This is a genomic window from Cellulomonas sp. 73-92, assembly GCF_001898175.1.
Lineage (GTDB): Bacteria > Actinomycetota > Actinomycetes > Actinomycetales > Cellulomonadaceae > Cellulomonas.
Genome location: NZ_MKTH01000016.1, coordinates 62,124 through 82,742 on the forward strand (window position 1 = coordinate 62,124; position 20,619 = coordinate 82,742).

Below are 20,619 nucleotides of genomic sequence, written 5' to 3' on the forward strand. Positions count from 1 at the left end.
GGCGCCGCTCCGGCGTGGACGGTCCCGTCGCCGGGATCCGGGGCCTGGGCCGGAGCGCAGACAGGGCCGTGGCCGTGCGATCCCCTCCACCCCGCTCCACCGGTCCTGACCTGTGCCGATGTGCGCCGCGCGGGTGAAACGAGGGCCATCTTCCGTGGATTGTGGAGGGAAGTGGAGTACGGTGGAGCGCACTGGAGCCGAACGGAGGCTGCGGGAAGGGGGAGGTGTGATGGACCAGGAGGCCGGCGGCGTCCTCGGCTCCGTCGCGCCGTTCCTCGGCACCCACACGCCGCGGCTCGACGAGAAGGGCCGGCTGATCCTCCCGGCCAAGTTCCGCGCCGCGTTCGCGCCCGGGCTCGTCATGACCCGCGGCCAGGAGCGCTGCCTGTACCTGCTGCCGCTGGACGAGTTCCGCCGCATGCACGAGCGGCTCTCGACCGCGCCGATCACCAACAAGCAGGCCCGCGACTACCTGCGCGTGTTCCTCTCGGGCGCGAGCGACGAGCAGCCGGACCGGCAGGGCCGCATCTCGATCCCGCCCATGCTGCGCCGCTACGCCGGGCTCGACCGGGACGTCGCCGTCATCGGCGCCGGCACCCGGGTCGAGATCTGGGACCTCGCGGCCTGGGACGCGTACCTCGAGGAGACCGAGTCCGGCTACGCCGACACCGCCGAGGAGGTCTTCCCGAACGGTCCGTTCTGACCGTCCGCCGCCCACCGCAGCACCCCGAACCGACCGCCCGACGAGACCTCCCCCCGGAGCTGGCGCACTTCCCCGGTGCCAGACACCGGAGGGGGATCTGGTCGGACGGTGGAGGGACCGTCCGACCATCCACTTCGCGAGAGGAGCACCGACGTGGCCGAGCCCGACGCCGCCGCGCGGCACGTGCCGGTGCTCCTGCGGCGCTGCCTGGACCTGCTGGGCCCGGCGCTGCAGGCTCCGGACGCCGTCATGGTCGACTCGACGCTCGGCATGGGCGGCCACACCGAGGGCGTGCTCGCCGCGTTCCCGCACGTGCGCGTCGTCGGGCTGGACCGCGACCCGCAGGCCCTCGACCTGGCCGGCCGGCGGCTCGCGCCGTTCGGGGACCGGTTCGTCGCGGTGCACGCGGTGTACGACGAGGTCCGGGCCGTGCTGGACCGGCTCGGCATCCCGGCGGTGCAGGGCGTGCTGATGGATCTGGGCGTCTCGTCGTTGCAGCTCGACGAGGGGGGACGCGGGTTCTCCTACGCGCAGGACGCGCCGCTCGACATGCGCATGGACCCCACGACCGGCCCGACGGCCGCGGACGTGCTCAACACGTACGACGAGCACGACCTGGTCCGTGTGCTGCGGACGTACGGCGAGGAGCGGTTCGCGCCGCGCATCGCGCGCTCGATCCTGCGGGCCCGGGCGAAGGCGCCGCTGGAGCGCACCGCGGAGCTCGTCGAGCTGGTCCGCGAGGCCATCCCGGCAGCCGCCCGCGCCACGGGCGGGCACCCGGCCAAGCGGACCTTCCAGGCGCTGCGCATCGAGGTGAACGGCGAGCTCGACGCCCTGGCCCGCGCGCTGCCGGAGTCCGTCGAGGCGCTCGCCGTCGGCGGCCGCATCGTCGTCGAGGCGTACCAGTCGCTGGAGGACCGGATGGTCAAGCGGACCTTCGCCGCGGGCGCGATCTCGAGCGCCCCGCCGGACCTCCCGGTGGAGCAGCCCGAGCACGCGCCCTACCTGCGGCTGCTCACCCGTGGCGCCGAGCAGGCGGACGCCGCCGAGGTCGCGGCCAACCCCCGGGCACAGTCCGTCCGGCTCCGGGCCGCCGAGCGGGTCCGTCCCACCCCGGCCCACGTCGCGCGGAGCGCGGCATGAGCGCAGCCACCGCCCGGGCCGCCGCCCCGCAGCAGGCCCCCCGCCCCCGGCCCTCCGCGCCGGCCACCCCGCCCGCCCCGCGGCTGCGGGTCGTCGCCACCCCCGCGCAGGCGCGCACGCGCGTGCCGTTCGTCCTCGCCTGCATGGCGGTCCTGGCGGCGGCACTGCTGGCGGCCCTCCTGCTCAACACGTCGACGGCCGCGCAGGCCTTCGAGCGCTACACGCTGACCAACAAGCTCGCCCGCATGCAGCAGGACCAGGCGGAGCTGCAGGCCCAGCTCGACGCGAAGTCGTCGCCGGCCAACCTGGCGGCAGCGGCGCGCGCGATCGGGATGGTGCCGGCCAACGGCACCGGCTGGCTGCGCCTGTCGGACGGCAGCGTGCAGGGCGCGCCCGCCCCCGCGAAGGCGGCCGGGTGACCCCCGGCGGGACGCGGACCGCCGCGCCCGTGCGGCGTGCCGCTCCCGGCCGGCAGGCGGCGGTCGCACGTCAGGGCGTCGGTCGCGGCATGGCACCGCGGGAGGCCCGGCGGCAGCCGAGCCGGGCGGTGCGACCGTCGGCGGGGCGCCCCTCGGCGGCGCCCGCCGTCACCGTCGCCGGTTCCCGGCAGCGCGTGACCGCGATCGTCGTCGTCGTCGCGCTCGTCCTGGCGGTCTTCGGGCTGCGGCTGGTGTACCTGCAGGGCATCAACGGCCCGGCGATCGCCCAGGAGGCGCTCAAGGACCGGCTCGTCTCGGTGAGCTCCGTCGGCGCGCGGGGCCAGATCACCGACGTGAACGGCGTGCCGCTGGCGGTGTCCGTCGAGCGGTACGACGTCGCGGTGAACCAGAAGCAGGTCGCGACCTACAAGGGGACCAAGGACGTCCCGGGCGGGGCGGCGGGCGTCGCGCAGCTGCTGGCGCCGATCCTCGGCGCGAACCCGGCCGAGCTCGGCGGCACGCTGGTCGGGACCTCGACCTACAGGTATATCGCCAAGTCCGTGGTGCCCGACGTCGCGCGCCAGATCAGGGCGCTGGTGCTGCCCGGCGTGCAGCTGGAGAAGGTCGCCAGCCGCGTCTACCCCAAGGGGACGCTCGCCGGGAACATCGTCGGGTTCGTCGGCGCGGACGGGAAGGGCGCCCAGGGCCTGGAGTACTCCCTGCAGGGCAGGCTCGCCGGCACCGGCGGCAGCGAGACCTACGAGATCGGCGGGCACGGCCAGACGATCCCGGGCGGCTACGACGTCGCGACCCCCGCGGTGCCCGGCTCGTCGGCCCGCCTGACGCTCATCTCGGACGTGCAGTGGAAGGCCCAGGAGGCGGCGAACGCCCAGAAGGCCGCCACCGGCGCGGACGCCGTGACGATCGTCGTCATGGGCGCGCGCACGGGCGACGTCTACGCCATCGCGGACTCCGACTCGATCGACCCGAACAACCCCGGCGCCGGCGCCGCAGGTGCCCTCTCGCGGGCAGTGACGCAGGTGTTCGAGCCCGGGTCCACCGGCAAGGTCGTGACGATGGCGGCCCTCCTGGAGAACGGCCTGGCCACGCCGACGAGCCAGTTCCAGGTGCCGAACCAGTTCACCACGCCCAACGGGGCAGGGGTGATCACCGACGCCGAGAACCACGGGGTCGAGCACCTCACGCTCACCGGCATCCTCGCGCAGTCGTCCAACGTCGGCACCGTCACCGCCGGCCAGACCCTGACGGTCCAGCAGCGTTACGACTACCTCACGAAGTTCGGCTTCGGGTCCCGGACCGGCATCGAGATGCCGGGAGAGTCGGGGGGCATCCTGCGGCCCTTCGCGAAGTGGGACGGACGGACCCAGTACAACGTGCTGTTCGGGCAGGGTCTCGCCGTCAACGCGCTGCAGGCCGTCAGCGTCTACGGGACCGTCGCCAACGGCGGTGTCAAGGTGACGCCGCACGTCGTGGCGGGCTGGACGTCGCCCGACGGGACCTACACCCCCGTCGCACGTCCCGCCGGCGACCGTGTCATCTCCCAGAACACGGCGGGTGAGCTCATGACGATGCTGCAGTCGGTCGTCGACGCCGGCTCCGGCACCGGCAACGCGGCCGCCATCCCCGGGTACCGCGTCGCCGGCAAGACGGGCACCGCGCAGGAGCTGAGCAGCAACGGCATCACGGCGTCGTTCGTCGGGGTGGTCCCCGCCGATGCGCCGCAGGTGGTCGTCGGGGTCTTCGTCACCAACCCGAGGACCTCGGTGTACGGCGGCGTGGTGGCCGCGCCGGTGTTCGCCGACGTCGCCGGCTTCACCCTCGCATCGCTGGGCGTCGCGCCGTCGGACACCTCCGCTGCCCCGGCGCTCTATCCGACCACGTGGTGAGCGCGGGCGCCGCGTCCCCACGCCGCGTCCTCCGCACGCCGACGGCCCGCTGCGCGGCCGGGGTATCCGGTCCGGGTAGATTCGTCGCCATGTCCTCCCCCCAGGGCCGGATGCGCCCGCAGCATCCGACCCCCCACCGGGTGGTCGACCTCGCGGGCGACTTCGGCCTCGTCGGCGCCGTCCCGGAGGACCTCGTCGTCACCGGCGTGACGGTCGCCTCGGGCGATGCGCAGCCCGGTGACCTGTTCGTCGCCGAGCCCGGCCTGAGGGTCCACGGCGCCCGCTACGCGGCGCAGGCGGCGGCGGCCGGCGCCGTGGCGGTGCTGACCGACGCGGCCGGCGCAGCGGACGCCGAACAGGGCGGCGTCCCGGTGCTCGTCGCCGACGACCCGCGCGCCCTGGCCGGGCCGATCGCGGCCCGGGTCTACGACGAGCCGGCGCGGCGCCTGGTCACCGTCGGGATCACGGGGACGAACGGCAAGACCACCACGAGCTACTTCGTCGACGCGGCGCTGCGCGCGGCGCACGCCACCACCGCCGTGCTCGGCACGGTCGAGCTCCGGATCGGCGACGAGGCGATCGAGAGCCCACGGACCACGGTCGAGGCGCCGGTGCTGCAGGCGATCTGCGCGCTCGCCGTCGAGCGGGGTGCGACCGCGCTGACCACCGAGGTCTCGTCGCACGGGCTCGCCCTCGGGCGCCTGGCCGGCATGTCCTTCGACGTCGCCGGCTTCACCAACCTCCAGCGCGACCACCTCGACTTCCACGGCGACATGGAGGGCTACTTCGCGGCCAAGGCGAGGCTGTTCGAGCCGAGCCTCTCGCGCCGCGGCGTCGTCGTCGTGGACGACGAGTGGGGCCGCCGGCTCGCCGCGCGGGCGCCGATCCCGGTGACGACCGTCTCCACGCACGCCGGCGACCCGCACGCCGCCGACTGGACCGTCACCCAGGCGCAGATCGGGCTGGACGGCGTCGGGTCGTCGTTCGTCCTGCGCGGCCCGGACGGCACCGCGCACGCGGCGACCAGCCCGCTGCCCGGCCTGGTCAACGTCTCGAACGCGGCCCTGGCGATCGTCGTGGCGCACGCGGCCGGGGTCGGTCTCGACGTCGCGATCGACGCCGTGGCGCACGCGCACGAGATCCCCGGCCGGATGGAGCGCGTCGTCGAGCGGGGGGACGGTCTCCCGCTCTGCCTCGTCGACTACGCCCACACCCCCGACGCGCTGGTGCTGGCGCTCGAGGCCGTGCGGCCGATCACGCCGGGGCGGCTGATCATCGTCTTCGGCTCCGACGGCGACCGGGACCGCGGCAAGCGGCCGATCATGGGGCAGATCGCGGCGCGGCTGGCCGACGTGCTCGTGGTCACCGACGAGAACCCCCGGTCGGAGGATCCCGCGAGCATCCGCCGGGCGATCCTCGACGGCGTGCTGGGCGAGCGCCCCGACGGTCGCGACGTGCACGAGGTCGAGCCGCGCTCCGCCGCGATCCGGCGCGCGCTGGCGCTGGCGGGCGACGCCGACACGGTCATCGTGACGGGCAAGGGGCACGAGCCGACGCAGGAGATCGCCGGGGTGTTCCACCGCTACAACGACCGCGACGTGTTCCTGGCGGCGCGCGACGAGCGGGCCGGGGCCGCCCGGTGATCGCGCTCACGGCAGCCGAGGTCGCGCTCGTCACCGGCGGCGCGCTCCACGCGATCGACCCGTCGACGGTCGTCGCCGGGCCGGTCGTCACCGACTCGCGCGAGGTCATCCCGGGTGCTCTGTTCGTGGCCATCGCCGGGGAGCACAGCGACGGGCACGCCTTCGCCGCCCGGGCCGTGGCGGCGGGCGCGTGCGCCGTGCTGGCGGCGCACGAGGTCGTGGCCGAGGACGGGACACCGGTCCCCGCGGTCGTCGTGCCCGACGTCGTCGCGGCGCTGGGCGCGCTGGCGCGCGAGGTGCTGTGCCGGCTGCGCGAGGCCGCCGCGGAGCCCGGCGGGTCCGGCCTGCGCGTGGTCGCGGTGACCGGGTCGGTCGGCAAGACGACGACGAAGGACCTCCTGCTCCAGGTGCTCGGCGCGGCGGGGCCGACCGTCGCCCCGGTGCGCAGCTTCAACAACGAGATCGGGCTGCCGCTGACGGTGCTGCGGGCCGACGAGGACACCCGCTACCTCGTGCTGGAGATGGGCGCCAGCGGCATCGGGCACATCGCCTACCTCACCGACATCGCGCCGCCCGACGTCGCGATCGTGCTCGTCGTCGGCCGGGCCCACGTCGGGGAGTTCGGTGGCATCGAGGCCACGGCGAGGGCGAAGTCGGAGCTCGTCACGGGGCTCGTGCCGGACGGGGTCGCCGTGCTCAACGCCGACGACGCCCGCGTGGCCGCCATGGCGGACCTCGCGCCCGACGACGTGGTGACGTTCGGCCTCTCACCGGCCGCGCAGGTGCGCGCCACCGACGTGCGGCTCACCGACGGCGGGCACCCGCAGCTGACGCTCGTCGACGCCCGCGGCGCGCAGCCCCGGTCGGTGCCGGTGCGGCTGCGCCTGGTGGGCGAGCACCACGTGCACAACGCGCTCGCCGCCGCGGCGGCCGCCCTCGTCGTCGGGCTCGACCTGGAGGCCGTGGCCGACGGGCTGGCCGGCGCCGACGCCCTGAGCCCGCACCGCATGCACGTCGCGGACCGGCCCGACGGCGTCACCGTCGTCGACGACTCCTACAACGCCAACCCGGACTCGATGCGGGCGGCCCTCAAGGCCCTGGCCGCGCTGGCGGGCCGCGACCGGCGCTCCGTGGCCGTCCTGGGGGAGATGCTCGAGCTCGGCCCCGAGGCGCGCTCCGCGCACGACGCCGTCGGCCGGCTCGCCGTGCGGCTCGACATCGGCCTCACCGTCGTCGTCGGCGCCGGGGCGCGCGCGATCGCGGACGGCGCGGCCCACGAGGGCTCGTGGGGCGACGAGGTCGTGCTCGTGGACGACGTCGACGCCGCCGCCGCGCTGCTCGACAGCGAGCTGCGCCCCGGGGACGTCGTCCTCGTCAAGTCCTCGTACGGCGCCGGGCTGTGGCGCCTGGGAGACCGGCTGCTGGGGGTGGGCGCGTGAAGGCGCTCCTGCTCTCGGGCGGCCTGGCGATGCTCATCTCGCTGCTCGGCACGCCCCTGTTCATCAGCTTCCTGGTGCGGCGGCAGTACGGGCAGTTCATCCGGCAGGACGGCCCGACGGCGCACTTCACGAAGCGCGGCACGCCGACCATGGGCGGCGTCGTCATCATCCTGGCGACGATCTTCGGGTGGGCCGGAGCGCTCCTGCTGACGGGGACGAAGCCGACCGCGTCCGCCGGCCTGGTGCTGTTCCTCATGGCCGGCCTGGGGCTCGTCGGCTTCCTCGACGACTTCATCAAGATCTCGCGGCAGCGCAGCCTGGGGCTCTCCCCGCTGGCGAAGGTCATCGGCCAGGGCGTCGTGGGCATCACGTTCGCCGTCGCGGCCCTGCAGTTCCCGAACGCGCACAACCTGACCCCGGCCTCGACGCACGTCTCGTTCATCCGGGACACGCGGCTCGACCTCGCGTTCGCCGGCGCCGGCGTGGGGCTCGTGCTGTTCGTCGTCTGGGCGAACTTCCTCATCACGGCGTGGTCGAACTCGGTCAACCTGACCGACGGCCTGGACGGCCTGGCGACGGGCGCGTCGCTGTTCGTCTTCGGCGCGTACGTCATGGTCGGCGTGTGGCAGAACAACCAGACCTGCCAGCGCCTGGCCACGCTGGGCCCGCGCTGCTACGAGACGCGCGACCCCCTGGCGATGGCGACGCTCGCGGCCGCGCTGACCGGGGCCCTCTTCGGCTTCCTCTGGTGGAACGCCAGCCCGGCCAAGATCTTCATGGGGGACACCGGCTCGCTCGCGCTGGGCGGCGCGCTGGCCGGCATCTCGATCCTCACCCGCACGGAGATCCTGGCGGCGGTCATCGGCGGCCTCTTCGTCCTCGAGGTCCTGAGCGACGTCATCCAGATCGGGTTCTTCAAGATGACCCGACGCCGCGTGTTCCGGATGGCGCCGCTGCACCACCACTTCGAGCTGGGCGGCTGGGGCGAGGTGACGATCGTCATCCGGTTCTGGATCATCGCCGGCCTGTTCGTCATGTTCGGCGTGGGCATCTTCTACGCGGAGTGGGTGACGGGGTAGGTGACGTGGGACGGGGCCCGGGTGCTGGTGGCCGGGCTGGGGATCTCCGGACGGGCGGCGGTCCAGGTGCTCGCCGCCCGCGGTGCGCTGGTGACGACGTACGACGACGCGGCTCCGGACGCCGACGAGCGTGACGCCGACACCTTCCTGACGCGCGACGGGCTGGCGGGGGTCGACCTCGTCGTCACGTCGCCGGGGCTGCGCCCGGACCACCCGGTGCTCGCGGCGGCGCTCGCGCGCGGCCTCGAGGTGCTCTCGGAGGTCGAGCTCGCCTGGCGCCTGCGCGTGGACCGCGCCGCGGGCGGCGGCCCGGCCCCCTGGCTGGCCGTCACGGGTACCAACGGCAAGACGACCACGGTCGGCATGCTCGCCTCGATCCTGGACGCGGGCGGCGAGCGCGTGGCCGCGGTCGGCAACGTCGGCACCCCCATCGTGCTCGCCGCGACCGACCCGTCCCTCGACGTCCTGGCGGTCGAGCTGTCGAGCTTCCAGCTCCACTTCACGCACACGATGTCCGTCGAGGCCGGGGCCGTGCTCAATGTCGCGCCGGACCACCTCGACTGGCACGGCTCCCTGGCCGCGTACGCGGCGGACAAGGGCCGGATCTTCGCGCGGGCGCAGGTGGCGTGCGTCTACAACGCGGCCGACGAGGCGACACGTCGGCTCGCCGAGGAGGCGGACGTCGTCGACGGCGCCGTCGCGGTGGGCTTCACGCTCGGCACGCCGGCGGTGGGCCAGGTCGGGATCGTCGAGGACGTGCTCGTCGACCGCGGCTTCGCCGCGCTCCGGCACACGCATGCCCAGGAGCTGGCGACGCTCGACGACCTCGCGCAGCTGGCCGGACCCGACGGCCGCGTCGCGCCGCACGTCGTCGCGGACGCGCTGGCGGCGGCCGCGCTGGCGCTGGCGCACGGGGTCCCGCCGGCGGCCGTGCGCGACGGGCTGCGTGCGTTCGGGCCGGGCGAGCACCGGATCGCGACGGTCGCCGAGGTCGACTCGGTCGCCTACGTCGACGACTCCAAGGCGACCAACGCCCACGCGGCCGCGGCCTCGCTCGCGGCCTTCGCGCCGCACTCGGTCGTCTGGATCGCGGGCGGCCTGGCGAAGGGCGCGACGTTCGACGCCCTCGTCGCCGCGCGTGCCGACCGCCTGGTCGGCGCCGTGCTCATCGGCGTCGACCGCGCGCCGCTGGCGGGTGCACTCGCCCGACACGCGCCGCAGGTGCCCATGATCGAGGTCGACTCGACCGAGACTGGCGACGTGATGACCCGCGCCGTGCACGCCGCCCGCGAGCTGGCCGCCGGCGCTCGGCCCGGCGCCCCGCTGACCGTGCTGCTCGCGCCGGCGTGCGCGTCGATGGACCAGTTCGTGTCGTACGCGGACCGGGGCGACCGGTTCGCGACCGCGGTCCGGGACCTGACCGAGGGGGCGTGAGGCCGGTGGCGGCGACACGGCCGGCCCCGGCGCCCGCCGCGCCCACGGCCACGCGGCCGACGAGGTCGGCGCTGGGCCAGTGGAACAGCGCGGTGACGAGCTACTACGTGCTGGCCGGCGCGACGGCGCTGCTGCTCGTGCTCGGCCTCGTCATGGTGCTGTCGAGCTCGAGCGTGGACTCCCTCGCGGCGAGCCGGTCGCCCTACGCGCAGTTCGTCGCCCAGACGAAGTTCGCCCTCGTCGGGCTGCCGGTCCTCGTGATCCTCTCCCGGATGTCGCTGCGTCGGCTCAGGGCGTTGGCGTGGCCGGCTCTCGTCGGCGCCGTGCTGTTCCAGGCGCTCGTCTTCACCCCGCTGGGCGCGACCGAGAACGGGAACACCAACTGGGTGCGGCTTCCCGGGTTCCAGGCGCAGCCGTCGGAGATGATCAAGTTCGCCCTCGCGCTCTGGCTGGGCGCCGTGCTGGCCCGCAAGCTGCCGCTGCTGCACGAGTGGAAGCACGCGCTGATCCCGGCGGTCCCGGTCGCGGCGGGCGCGATCGGCGTCGTGCTCCTCGGCGGCGACCTGGGGACGACGTTGGTGCTGTTCCTGCTCGTCTTCGGGGCGCTCTGGGTGTCGGGGATGAGGCTGCGCATGTTCGCGGTGCCGGCCCTGGCCGTCGGCGTCGTCACGCTGCCGCTCGTCATGCTCAGCGGCAACCGCTCCGGCCGGATCAAGGCCTGGCTCCACCCGCAGACCGTCGACCAGGGCGGTCTCGGCGTCACCTACCAGTCGAAGCACGGCATCTGGGCGCTCGGCACCGGCGGCTGGGGCGGGCTGGGGCTGGGCCAGAGCCGGGAGAAGTGGGGCTACCTGCCGGAGGCGCACAACGACTTCGTGTTCGCCATCATCGGGGAGGAGCTGGGCCTGCTCGGCACGCTCCTGGTGGTCGCGCTCTTCGGTCTGCTGGCGTTCGCGATGGTCCGGATCATCCGGCGGCACGACGACGCCTTCGCCAAGATCACGACGGGCGCGATCATGCTGTGGCTCATCGGGCAGGCGATGATCAACATCGCCGTCGTCCTGGGCCTGCTGCCGGTGATGGGCGTGCCCCTGCCCCTGGTCTCCGCCGGTGGGTCGGCGCTCATCATGACGATGGCCGCCCTGGGGGTGGTGCTGGCGTTCGCGCGCACGGAACCGGGCGCCGCCGAGGCGCTGGCGGCGCGGCCCTCGGTGTTCCGCCGGTCGCTGGCCGTGCTCGGGCGTGCCCGTGGCTGAGCCCACCGTCCTCCTGGCGGGCGGCGGCACGGCGGGTCACGTCAACCCCCTGCTGGCGGTCGCCGACGCGCTGCGCGCGCAGCGACCGGGCATCGGGCTCGTCGCGCTCGGCACGGCCGAGGGGCTCGAGTCACGACTCGTGCCGGAGCACGGGCTGGAGCTGGCCCTCGTGCCGCGCGTGCCGCTGCCGCGCCGGCCCACCCTCGACTGGCTGCGCCTCCCCGGCCGCCTGCGCGCGGCCGTGCGCGCCGCGGGCCGGGCCATCGACGAGTCGGGCGCCGGCGTCGTCGTCGGCTTCGGCGGCTACGTCTCGACCCCGGCCTACCTGGCCGCGCGCCGGCGCCGGGTGCCCGTCGTCGTGCACGAGCAGAACGCCCGCCCGGGCCTCGCGAACCGCCTCGGCGCGCGGTGGGCGGCCGCGGTCGCCACGACGTTCCCCGCGACACGGCTGCCGCGAGCGCAGGTGACCGGCCTGCCGTTGCGCGCCCCGATCGCGCGCCTCGCCGCCGCCCGGGCGGCCGACCCCGTCGCGACGCGCACCCGCGCCGCCATCGAGCTCGGCCTCGACCCGTCGCTGCCGACGCTGCTCGTCACGGGCGGCTCGCTCGGCGCCCTGAGCCTCAACCGCGCCGTCTCCGGCGCGGCGGCCGACCTGCTGGCGGCCGGTGTCCAGGTGGTGCACCTCACCGGCGCCGGCAAGGCCGACGCGGTCCGGGCGGCCCTGACGGGCATCCCGGGCGCCGAGCGGTACCACGTGCTGGAGTACCTCGGCCGCATGGAGCTGGCCCTGGCCGTCGCCGACCTCGTGCTGTGCCGCGCCGGCGCCGGCACGGTGTGCGAGCTGACGGCGCTCGGCATCCCTGGGGTGTACGTGCCGCTGCCGTTCGGCAACGGGGAGCAGCGCCTCAACGCCGCCGGCGTCGTCGAGGCGGGCGGGGGCCTGCTCGTCCAGGACGAGACGTTGACGCCGGCGTGGGTCCGCACCCGCCTCGTGCCGCTCCTCGCCGGCGAGTCGTCGGCGGCGACGCGGTCGCGGATGGCCGCGGCCGCCGCGCGGGTGGGCGTGCGCGACGCCGCGGCCCGCGTGGCCGGCCTGGTGATGGCGCTGCTGGCGCCGCGGCCCGCCGCCCCGCCCGAGCCGGTGGACCTGCGGCGCGACGACGCGTACGTGCCGCCGCCGCTGGACGCGCTGGGTCACGTCCACCTCGTGGGGGTGGGCGGCGCCGGGATGTCCGCGGTCGCCACGCTGCTGGCGGCCCGGGGCCTGCCCGTCTCGGGCTCCGACGCGGCCGACGGGCCGGCGCTGCCGGGCCTGCGGCGGGCGGGCGTCGACGTCCACGTCGGCCACGACGCCGCCCACGTGGCGGGCGCCGACACCGTCGTCGTCTCCTCGGCCGTCCGCGAGACGAACCCCGAGCTGACCGCCGCCCGGGCGGCCGGCCTCCGCGTGCTGCACCGGTCGCAGGCGCTGGCCGCGCTCATGGCGGGCCGGGACGCCGTGGCCGTGGCGGGCGCGCACGGCAAGACGACGACCTCGGCGATGGTCGCCTCGGCGCTCCTGGCGGCGGGGAAGGACCCCGCGTTCGCGATCGGTGGCGTGGTCGTCGGCCCGGACGGCCCGCTCGGTGGGGCGAGGGACGGCGCCGGACCCTTCGTCGCGGAGGCCGACGAGTCCGACGGTTCCTTCCTCAACTACGCGCCGCTCGTCGCGATCGTCACCAACGTCGAGCCCGACCACCTGGACCACTACGGCACCCGGGAGGCCTTCGAGGACGCGTTCGCCAGGTTCACCGCGCGGATCCGCTCCGGCGGCCTGCTCGTGGCCTGCGCCGACGACGAGGGCGCGGCGCGGCTGGTGGCGCGGGTGGCCGGACCGCTGCGCCGTTCGGGCGTCGCGGTGACGACGTACGGCCGGTCGCCCGAGGCCGACGTTCGGGTGGGGCCGACCACCCGCGGGCCGGACGGCTCGTGGACCACCCCGGTGGTGACCGCCGAGGCGAGCGCGCGGCTGCGGCTGGCCGTCCCGGGCGAGCACAACGGCCTCAACGCCGCGGCCGCCTGGGTCGCGCTGCGCCGGCTGGGCGTGCCCGACGAGGTCGCGGCCGAGGGGCTCGCGGCGTTCCGCGGCACCGGCCGGCGCTTCGAGGACCGGGGCAGCGCCGGCGGCGTGCGGGTGGTCGACGACTACGCGCACCACCCGACCGAGATCGCCGCGCTCCTGCGCGCCGCCCGTCAGGTGGCCGGGGGGCGGGTCCTCGTCCTGTTCCAGCCGCACCTGTTCTCGCGGACCAAGGCGTTCGCCGACGAGTTCGCCACCGCGCTGGCGGCGGCCGACGAGGTCGTCGTCACGGACGTCTACGCGGCGCGCGAGGACCCCGACCCCGCCGTCACCGGCGCGCTGATCACCGACCGGATGGGCGGGCACGCCCGCTTCGTCGCCGACCGGCTGGAGGCGGCCCGGGCCGTCGCCGCCCTGGCCCGCCCTGGCGACCTGCTGCTCACCGTCGGCGCGGGGGACGTCACCGCCCTGGTGCCCGTGGTGCTCGAGGCGCTCGGCGGCGGAGGCTCGTCGTGAGCCCGTCCCGGCCGCCGGCGCCGCGGCCCGCCCCCACCCGGCGCGGTTCGCCGGCTGTGCCCACCGGCTCGCCCGCCACGCCGCGTGCCACGCCCGCCGCACCTCCCCCCACACCGTGGGTGGCCCCACCGCGCAGCGGCTCCTCGGGTCCCGCCGCCGACGGACCGGGTCCGCGCGAGGCCTCCCGGCAGCCGACTCCGTCGACGCCGGAGCCGGCCGCCGGCACGTCGACGGTTCCCGTCCGCACGGCCGCGCCCGCCACCTCGCGCACCACCTACGAGGTCAGGCGCTTCCGTGGCCCCGTGCGCCCGGCGGTCGTCTCGACGCGGTCGGCCGAGCGGTTCGCCGAACGCGCGCGGGCGGCCCGGAACCTCGCCCGCCGGCAGATCGCGTACGTCGTCGGCGGCACGCTGCTCCTGCTGGGCCTCGGCTACCTCGTCCTGTTCTCGCCGGTCTTCGCGCTCGATCCGGCCAGGGCGACGGTCACCGGCGCCGGGACGGTCGTGGCGGTGGACCAGGTGACCGCCGTCGTCGCCCGGCACGAGGGCACGCCGCTGCCGCGCCTCGACGTCGGCCGGCTGCGTGCGGAGATCCTCCAGGTGCCGGGCGTGCGCGACGCCACCGTCTCTCGCGACTGGCCGAGGGGGCTGACGGTCGCGCTGGTCAGCCGCGAGCCGGTCGCGGCCGTCCCGGAGCAGCAGGCGCCGCAGGGCGTGGCCGCCGTGGGCTTCGCCCTGCTCGACCAGGACGGCGTCCAGGTGGGGCGCACCGACAAGGCCCCGGCCGGCCTGCCGGTGGTCACCGTGCCGGTGGACGACCCCCGCACGCTGCAGGCCGTGCTCTCGGTGGTGCGGCAGCTGCCACCCGCCCTGGCGGCCGCGATCGGCGGCGTGTCGGCCCAGACGCAGGACACCATCACCATGAAGCTGCGCGACGGCGTGAACGTCGAGTGGGGGAGCGCGGACGAGACCGCGCTCAAGGCAGCGGTGCTCACGGCGCTGCGCGCCTCGCCCGCGGCGGCCGGCGTCCACACCATCGACGTGTCGGCGCCGCGGATGCCCATCACGAAGTAGCGCGACACGCGCGCCGCGGTCGTTGCCGCGGTCGGGGTGCGGACCTACCTTCACACCCGAAGGACCTGACATAACTCTAACCCTCCACCTGAGGGTGAAGGTTGAACGCAGGACCCCGGAACGAGAGGCGTGAACCGTGGCAGCTCCGCAGAACTACCTGGCGGTCATCAAGGTCGTCGGCATCGGCGGGGGCGGCGTCAACGCCGTCAACCGGATGATCGAGGTCGGCCTCAAGGGCGTGGAGTTCATCGCCATCAACACCGACGCCCAGGCGCTGCTGATGTCGGACGCGGACGTCAAGCTCGACGTCGGCCGCGAGCTGACGCGCGGCCTGGGCGCGGGCGCCGACCCGGAGGTCGGGCGCAAGGCCGCCGAGGACCACGTCGAGGAGATCGAGGACGTCATCCGCGGCTCCGACATGGTGTTCGTCACCGCGGGCGAGGGCGGCGGCACCGGCACGGGCGGCGCGCCCGTCGTGGCGCGCGTCGCGCGCTCCCTCGGCGCCCTGACCATCGGCGTCGTCACGCGCCCGTTCACGTTCGAGGGGCGGCGTCGGGGGGTCCAGGCGGACTCGGGCATCGAGGCGCTGCGCGCCGAGGTCGACACGCTCATCGTCATCCCCAACGACCGCCTGCTGTCGATCTCGGACCGGTCCGTGTCGGTGCTGGACGCCTTCCGCTCGGCGGACCAGGTGCTGTTGTCCGGCGTCCAGGGCATCACGGACCTCATCACCACCCCCGGGCTCATCAACCTCGACTTCGCCGACGTCAAGTCCGTCATGCAGGGCGCCGGATCGGCCCTCATGGGCATCGGGTACGCCCGCGGCGAGGACCGTGCGGTCCAGGCGGCGGAGATGGCGATCTCCTCCCCGTTGCTCGAGGCGAGCATCGACGGGGCGCACGGCGTGCTGCTGTCGATCCAGGGCGGCTCCGACCTCGGCCTGTTCGAGATCAACGAGGCGGCCCGCCTGGTCCAGGAGGCCGCCCACGCCGAGGCGAACATCATCTTCGGCGCGGTCATCGACGACGCCCTGGGCGACGAGGTGCGCGTCACCGTCATCGCCGCCGGGTTCGACGGCGGCACGCCGACCGTGCGTCGCGACGCCCGCGCGCTGGGACAGGTCAGCGCCGGCGCGGCGCCGGCCGCGACGGTGCCGCCCCAGCCCCGCCCGGCCCCGGTCCAGGCGCCGGTGCCGGTCGCGGCCGAGCACCAGCCGGTGGCGTCGCGTCCGGCGCCCGAGGTCCCGGCGTTCCTGTCGAGCGACCTCGATCCGGTCCCGCTGACGGGCTCGCTCGAGGTGCCGAAGCTCTTCACCGAGCCGGTGCCGCGCGTCGAGCACGACGAGCTGGACGTCCCGGACTTCCTCAAGTAGGCCGTGACCGCCGCCCCGGCCTGGGAGGCCGTCGACCTCGGGCCGGGCGTGCTGGCCGCGTTCACCGGGCGGGCCGGCGGCGTGAGCCGCGCGCCGTGGGACTCGCTCGACCTCGGTCTGGGCGTCGGGGACGACGAGGCCGACGTGCTGGCCAACCGGGCCCGCCTGGCCGGCTGGGCGGGCGCGCCGGTGGCGTTCGGCACGCAGGTGCACGGCGCCGGGGTGCTCGTCGTCGGCGGCGGCCGGTACGACGAGCGGACGATCGGCGAGGCCGACGCCTACGTGACCGCCGACGAGGACGTCGCGGTGGCGGTGCTGGTCGCCGACTGCGTGCCGGTGCTGCTGGCGGACCCGGAGGCGCGGGTCGTCGCCGCGGTCCACGCCGGGCGGGCCGGGCTCGTCGCGGGCGTCGTCGGGGCAGCGGTCGCGACCATGCTGGCGCAGGGCGCGCAGGCCGAGCGCCTCCGGGCCGTCGTCGGCCCGTCGATCGCCGGCTCGTCGTACGAGGTGCCGGGCCCGATGCGCGACGAGGTGGGCCGGCGCCTGCCCGAGGCGCCGACGACCACCTCGTGGGGCACGCCCGCGCTGGACCTGCCCGCGGCCGCGGCCGGCGAGCTGGCCCGGGCCGGGGTCCGCGACGTCGCACGCATCGACCGGGACACGTTCACGGACCCCGGGCTGTACTCCCATCGCCGGGCGACGGCGGCCGGCACGACGACGGGCCGCTCCTGCGGGCTCGTCCGGCTCCTGCCGATGTGACCGGCGCCGCCGGGCGTGTCTTCCCAGGACAGCGGGCACACCGTTGCTAGCGTGAAACGCGGTACGTGCCGACGACGCACGCACGGATGGGGAGAGGGCTGATGGCCGGAGCGCTGCGCAAGACGATGCTGTACCTCGGTCTGGCCGAGCCTGGCGCCGACGACCACGAGGAGTGGGTCGAGGACGACGGACAGGAGGTCGAGGTGGCTGAGCAGTTCGTGGGTCAGGTGACCCCGCTGCGGCGGCCCGAGCGGTCGAGCGCGCCCGCGCCCGCCGCCGAGCTGCGCCGCATCACGACCGTGCACCCGCGGTCGTACAACGACGCGCGGACCATCGGAGAGGCGTTCCGCTCCGGCATCCCGGTGATCATCAACCTCACCGACATGGACGACGCCGACGCCAAGCGGCTCGTCGACTTCTCCGCCGGGCTGATCTTCGGCCTGCACGGCGCGATCGAGCGGGTCACCAACAAGGTCTTCCTGCTCTCGCCGGCGACGGTCGAGGTGTCGGCGCAGGGGGCGACGGCCGAGGCGCCCGCGCGCGCCGGTTTCTACAACCAGAGCTGAGACGTGCAGAGTTAGCGCGTGCCGCTCCTGGTCATCCGCGAGGTCCTGAGCCTCGTCGTCGTCGTCTTCCTCATCTTCCTGCTCGCGCGGGCCGTGCTGGACTGGGTCCAGTTCTTCGCGCACGACTGGCGTCCGAAGGGCGCCGTGCTCGTCCTCGCCGAGGCGGTCTACACGGTGACCGACCCGCCGCTGAAGCTGCTGCGGCGCCTCATCCCGCCGCTGCGGCTGGGCAACGTCAGCATCGACGTCGCCTACATGGTCCTGTTCGCGGTGTGCTGGGTGCTGCTCGCCGTCCTGTGACGATGCGGTGTGTCGCGGGAGTTCCCGGGCGGCCGAATTCCGCTACGGTGGCCCGAGGCGGTCGGTGACTGCCGCCAGCTCCAGCAGCACGACCGACAGAGGTGACGACGATGGCACTGCTGACCGCAGACGACGTCCTGAACAAGAAGTTCCAGTCGACGAAGTTCCGCGAGGGCTACGACCAGGACGAGGTCGACGACTTCCTGGACGAGGTCGTCAACTCGCTGCGCGAGCTGCAGAACGAGAACGACGACGTCAAGACGAAGCTGGCCGCCGCCGAGCGGCGGATCGCCGAGCTGAGCCGTGACGGCGCCACCGCCGCGGTCGCCGCGCCGGCCCCGGTTGCCGCCCCCGAGCCCGAGCCCGCGCCGGTCGTGGCCGCGCCGGCCCCGGCACCCGTCTTCAGCGCCCCGGCCCCGGCCCCGGCCCGCAACGAGCCCGAGTCCGCCACCGGCATGCTCGCCCTCGCGCAGAAGCTGCACGACGACTACGTGCGCAGCGGCCAGGAGGAGTCGGACCGCCTGGTCAACGAGTCCCGCGTGCGCGCGTCGCAGATCGTGCGCGAGGCGGAGGAGACCAGCCAGCGCACGCTCATGCAGCTGGAGCAGGAGCGCAGCCTCCTGGAGCGCAAGATCGACGAGCTGCGGGTCTTCGAGCGGGACTACCGCACGCGCCTCAAGAGCTACCTCGAGAACCTCCTGGGCGACCTGGACAACCGTGGCAACGCGCTGCCGCCGCGGGCCGGCCAGGCGCAGCCCGTGGGCGACAACCTGTAGATCGGACCATCGACACGCGGTCCCCGGTATGCCGGGGGCTGCGTGTCGTGTTGTGCGGTGCATGGCGTGCGATTACAGTCGCGTGACTTCCGAAGGGGGGGTGACCGAGCGTGAACGAGGTGCTCAACACGCTCACCGTGGGTGGTGAGCCGAAGGACCTGGCCAAGATGGTCAAGAACTTCCCTGTGCGTGCCGGCGAGAAGCCGTGGACGGCCAAGGAAGTGACGGCCGTGGCCGACGAGCTGGTCGCGGAGCGGCAGCGCCTCGAGGGCGAGCTCGCGAACGCCGACGCCGACCTGACGGACCTCCTGCGGAACGCGGGCGACGGTGCCGGCGACGACCAGGCGGACTCGGGCGCCTCCGCGCTCGAGCGTGAGCACGAGCTGACGTTGGTGAACAACACGCGCGACCTGCTGCTGCAGACGCAGCACGCGTTCGAGCGGATCACCGCCGGCACGTTCGGCACGTGCGAGTCGTGCGGGCAGCCCATCGGCAAGGCGCGCACCCAGGCCTTCCCGCGGGCGACGTTGTGCGTCGAGTGCAAGCAGCGCGAGGAACGGCGCTGAGCCACCCGTACACTCCTGCGGTGCCCGAGAACCCGATCGACGCGACCGACGACGCGACGCAGACCCCGACGGGGGCGGCCCGCGGCACCCGGCTGCTTCCCCTCGTCGCCGTGCTCACGCTCGTCGTGCTCGCGGTGGACCAGCTGACGAAGTGGCGCGTGCTGGACACCATGGTTCCCGGCGAGCGGATCGACCTCATCGGGTCCCTGCTCGGGCTCGAGCTGGTGTTCAACCGCGGCGCGGCGCTGTCCATCGCCACGGGCATGACCTGGGTCCTGACGCTCATCGCGGTCGTCGTCGTCATCGTCGTGGCGCGCGCGTCGCGGCGGCTCGGCTCCCGGCTGTGGGCGGTGGCCTTCGGGCTGCTGCTGGGCGGCGCCCTGGGCAACCTGGTCGACCGGTTCTTCCGGCCGCCGGCGCCCGCCCGCGGCCACGTCGTCGACTTCATCGCGTACGGCAACTGGTTCGTGGGGAACGTCGCCGACATCGCGATCGTCGTCGCCGCGGTGCTCGTCGTGCTGCAGACGCTGCGCGGCGTGCGGCTGGACGGCACGCACGAGACGCACGACGGAGCGGCGGCCGCGGCGGTCGACGCCCCGGACGGGACGTCCGGCACGGCCGGGACGGTCGTCCGCGAGCCGTGACGACCCGTCGCACGCTGCCCGTGCCGGACGGGCTGGCCGGCGAACGCGTCGACGCGGGGCTGGCACGCCTGCTGGGGCTCTCGCGCACGCGCGCCGCCGAGGTGGTCGAGGCGGGCGGCGTGGCGCTCGACGGGCGCGTGGTCGGCAAGTCGGACCGGCTGACGGCAGGGGGCTGGCTCGAGGTCGAGCTGCCGGAGGCGCCCGTGCCTGCCCCGACGCAGCCGCCGGAGCCGGTGCCCGGGATGGCGATCGTGCACGACGACGAGGACGTCGTCGTGGTCGACAAGCCGGTGGGCGTCGCGGCGCACCCCTCGCCGGGATGGACGGGCCCGACCGTCGTCGGCGCGCTGGCCGCGGCCGGCTACCGGGTGTCCACGTCCGGCGCCGCCGAGCGGCAGGGGGTGGTGCACCGGCTCGACGTCGGCACCAGCGGGCTCATGGTGGTCGCCAAGACCGAGCACGCCTACACGGTGCTCAAGCGGGCGTTCAAGGAGCGGACGGTCGACAAGGTCTACCACGCGGTGGTCCAGGGCCACCCCGAGCCGACCGTGGGGACGATCGACGCCCCGGTCGGTCGGCACCCGAGCTCCGACTGGAAGTTCGCCGTCGTCGCGAGCGGCAAGCCCGCCGTGACGCACTACGAGGTCGTCGAGATGCTGCCGGCCGCCTCCCTCGTCGAGGTCCACCTGGAGACCGGGCGCACGCACCAGATCCGCGTCCACTTCGCGGCCCTGCGGCACGTGCTCGTCGGCGACCTGACGTACGGCGCGGACCCGGTGCTGGCGGAGCGGCTGGGCCTCACACGGCAGTGGCTGCACGCGGTCCGCCTGGGGTTCGAGCACCCCGCCACGGGCCGCTGGGTCGAGTTCACCAGCCCCTACCCGGGCGACCTGCAGGTCGCCCTCGACCGGCTGCGCGAGGCCTACCGCTGAGGCTGCCGACACGGGTCGGCGGGCGGTCCGGGA

General features: G+C 75.1%; 19 protein-coding genes. All 19 read left to right on the forward strand.

Going from position 1 to position 20,619, the window contains the following annotated elements; translation table 11 throughout:
* The first annotated feature begins 229 nt into the window (after positions 1 to 229).
* Positions 230 to 703: a division/cell wall cluster transcriptional repressor MraZ gene (mraZ, locus tag BGO37_RS12370; RefSeq protein WP_291755309.1), complete on the forward strand. Its 474-nt coding sequence runs from the start codon at positions 230 to 232 to the stop codon at positions 701 to 703.
* Positions 704 to 856: 153 nt separating this feature from the next.
* On the forward strand, positions 857 to 1,846 hold the full coding sequence (gene rsmH / locus BGO37_RS12375; protein WP_291755310.1) for a 16S rRNA (cytosine(1402)-N(4))-methyltransferase RsmH: 990 nt from the start codon (positions 857 to 859) through the stop codon (positions 1,844 to 1,846).
* Positions 1,843 to 2,265, forward strand: coding sequence for a hypothetical protein (locus BGO37_RS12380; protein ID WP_291755312.1), 423 nt, complete (start codon positions 1,843 to 1,845; stop codon positions 2,263 to 2,265). The genes rsmH and BGO37_RS12380 overlap by 4 nt, the downstream gene beginning before the upstream one ends.
* An 89-nt stretch (positions 2,266 to 2,354) precedes the next feature.
* A complete protein-coding gene (locus BGO37_RS12385; protein ID WP_291755314.1) occupies positions 2,355 to 4,172 on the forward strand; it encodes a penicillin-binding protein 2 in 1,818 nt (605 codons plus the stop codon).
* Between the two features lie 89 nt (positions 4,173 to 4,261).
* Positions 4,262 to 5,815 carry a UDP-N-acetylmuramoyl-L-alanyl-D-glutamate--2,6-diaminopimelate ligase gene (locus tag BGO37_RS12390; RefSeq protein WP_291755316.1) on the forward strand — a complete coding sequence of 518 codons (1,554 nt, stop codon included), beginning with the start codon at positions 4,262 to 4,264 and terminating at the stop codon, positions 5,813 to 5,815.
* The gene (gene murF, locus BGO37_RS12395; RefSeq protein WP_291755318.1) at positions 5,812 to 7,254 is read left to right on the forward strand and encodes a UDP-N-acetylmuramoyl-tripeptide--D-alanyl-D-alanine ligase; all 1,443 of its coding nucleotides are present in this window, start codon (positions 5,812 to 5,814) and stop codon (positions 7,252 to 7,254) included. Before BGO37_RS12390 ends, murF begins: the two co-directional genes overlap by 4 nt.
* Entirely contained in the window at positions 7,251 to 8,333 is a 1,083-nt protein-coding gene (gene mraY / locus BGO37_RS12400; protein WP_291755319.1) for a phospho-N-acetylmuramoyl-pentapeptide-transferase, read from the forward strand. The genes murF and mraY overlap by 4 nt, the downstream gene beginning before the upstream one ends.
* Positions 8,334 to 9,767 carry a UDP-N-acetylmuramoyl-L-alanine--D-glutamate ligase gene (gene murD, locus BGO37_RS12405; protein WP_291755320.1) on the forward strand — a complete coding sequence of 478 codons (1,434 nt, stop codon included), beginning with the start codon at positions 8,334 to 8,336 and terminating at the stop codon, positions 9,765 to 9,767.
* Positions 9,768 to 9,772: 5 nt separating this feature from the next.
* Entirely contained in the window at positions 9,773 to 11,023 is a 1,251-nt protein-coding gene (ftsW, locus tag BGO37_RS12410) for a putative lipid II flippase FtsW (RefSeq protein ID WP_291755321.1), read from the forward strand.
* On the forward strand, positions 11,016 to 13,598 hold the full coding sequence (murC, locus tag BGO37_RS17860; protein ID WP_367188108.1) for a UDP-N-acetylmuramate--L-alanine ligase: 2,583 nt from the start codon (positions 11,016 to 11,018) through the stop codon (positions 13,596 to 13,598). The genes ftsW and murC overlap by 8 nt, the downstream gene beginning before the upstream one ends.
* A 302-nt stretch (positions 13,599 to 13,900) precedes the next feature.
* Positions 13,901 to 14,671, forward strand: a complete 771-nt coding sequence (locus BGO37_RS12425; RefSeq protein WP_291755322.1) for a cell division protein FtsQ/DivIB — start codon at positions 13,901 to 13,903, stop codon at positions 14,669 to 14,671.
* Positions 14,672 to 14,807: 136 nt separating this feature from the next.
* The gene (ftsZ, locus tag BGO37_RS12430; protein WP_291755323.1) at positions 14,808 to 16,043 is read left to right on the forward strand and encodes a cell division protein FtsZ; all 1,236 of its coding nucleotides are present in this window, start codon (positions 14,808 to 14,810) and stop codon (positions 16,041 to 16,043) included.
* A gap of 3 nt (positions 16,044 to 16,046) precedes the next feature.
* Positions 16,047 to 16,802, forward strand: a complete 756-nt coding sequence (pgeF, locus tag BGO37_RS12435) for a peptidoglycan editing factor PgeF (RefSeq protein WP_291755325.1) — start codon at positions 16,047 to 16,049, stop codon at positions 16,800 to 16,802.
* Between the two features lie 101 nt (positions 16,803 to 16,903).
* Positions 16,904 to 17,368 carry a cell division protein SepF gene (locus BGO37_RS12440; protein ID WP_291755327.1) on the forward strand — a complete coding sequence of 155 codons (465 nt, stop codon included), beginning with the start codon at positions 16,904 to 16,906 and terminating at the stop codon, positions 17,366 to 17,368.
* An 18-nt stretch (positions 17,369 to 17,386) separates the two neighbouring features.
* Positions 17,387 to 17,668: a YggT family protein gene (locus BGO37_RS12445; protein ID WP_291755328.1), complete on the forward strand. Its 282-nt coding sequence runs from the start codon at positions 17,387 to 17,389 to the stop codon at positions 17,666 to 17,668.
* 110 nt (positions 17,669 to 17,778) lie between these two features.
* The gene (locus tag BGO37_RS12450; protein ID WP_291755330.1) at positions 17,779 to 18,444 is read left to right on the forward strand and encodes a DivIVA domain-containing protein; all 666 of its coding nucleotides are present in this window, start codon (positions 17,779 to 17,781) and stop codon (positions 18,442 to 18,444) included.
* Between the two features lie 167 nt (positions 18,445 to 18,611).
* Positions 18,612 to 19,010 carry a TraR/DksA family transcriptional regulator gene (locus BGO37_RS12455; protein ID WP_291755402.1) on the forward strand — a complete coding sequence of 133 codons (399 nt, stop codon included), beginning with the start codon at positions 18,612 to 18,614 and terminating at the stop codon, positions 19,008 to 19,010.
* A 20-nt stretch (positions 19,011 to 19,030) separates the two neighbouring features.
* Positions 19,031 to 19,654 (forward strand): signal peptidase II, encoded by a 624-nt coding sequence (lspA, locus tag BGO37_RS12460; RefSeq protein WP_291755332.1) that lies wholly within the window; start codon positions 19,031 to 19,033, stop codon positions 19,652 to 19,654.
* Positions 19,651 to 20,586 (forward strand): RluA family pseudouridine synthase, encoded by a 936-nt coding sequence (locus BGO37_RS12465; protein ID WP_291755333.1) that lies wholly within the window; start codon positions 19,651 to 19,653, stop codon positions 20,584 to 20,586. The genes lspA and BGO37_RS12465 overlap by 4 nt, the downstream gene beginning before the upstream one ends.
* Positions 20,587 to 20,619: the final 33 nt, after the last annotated feature.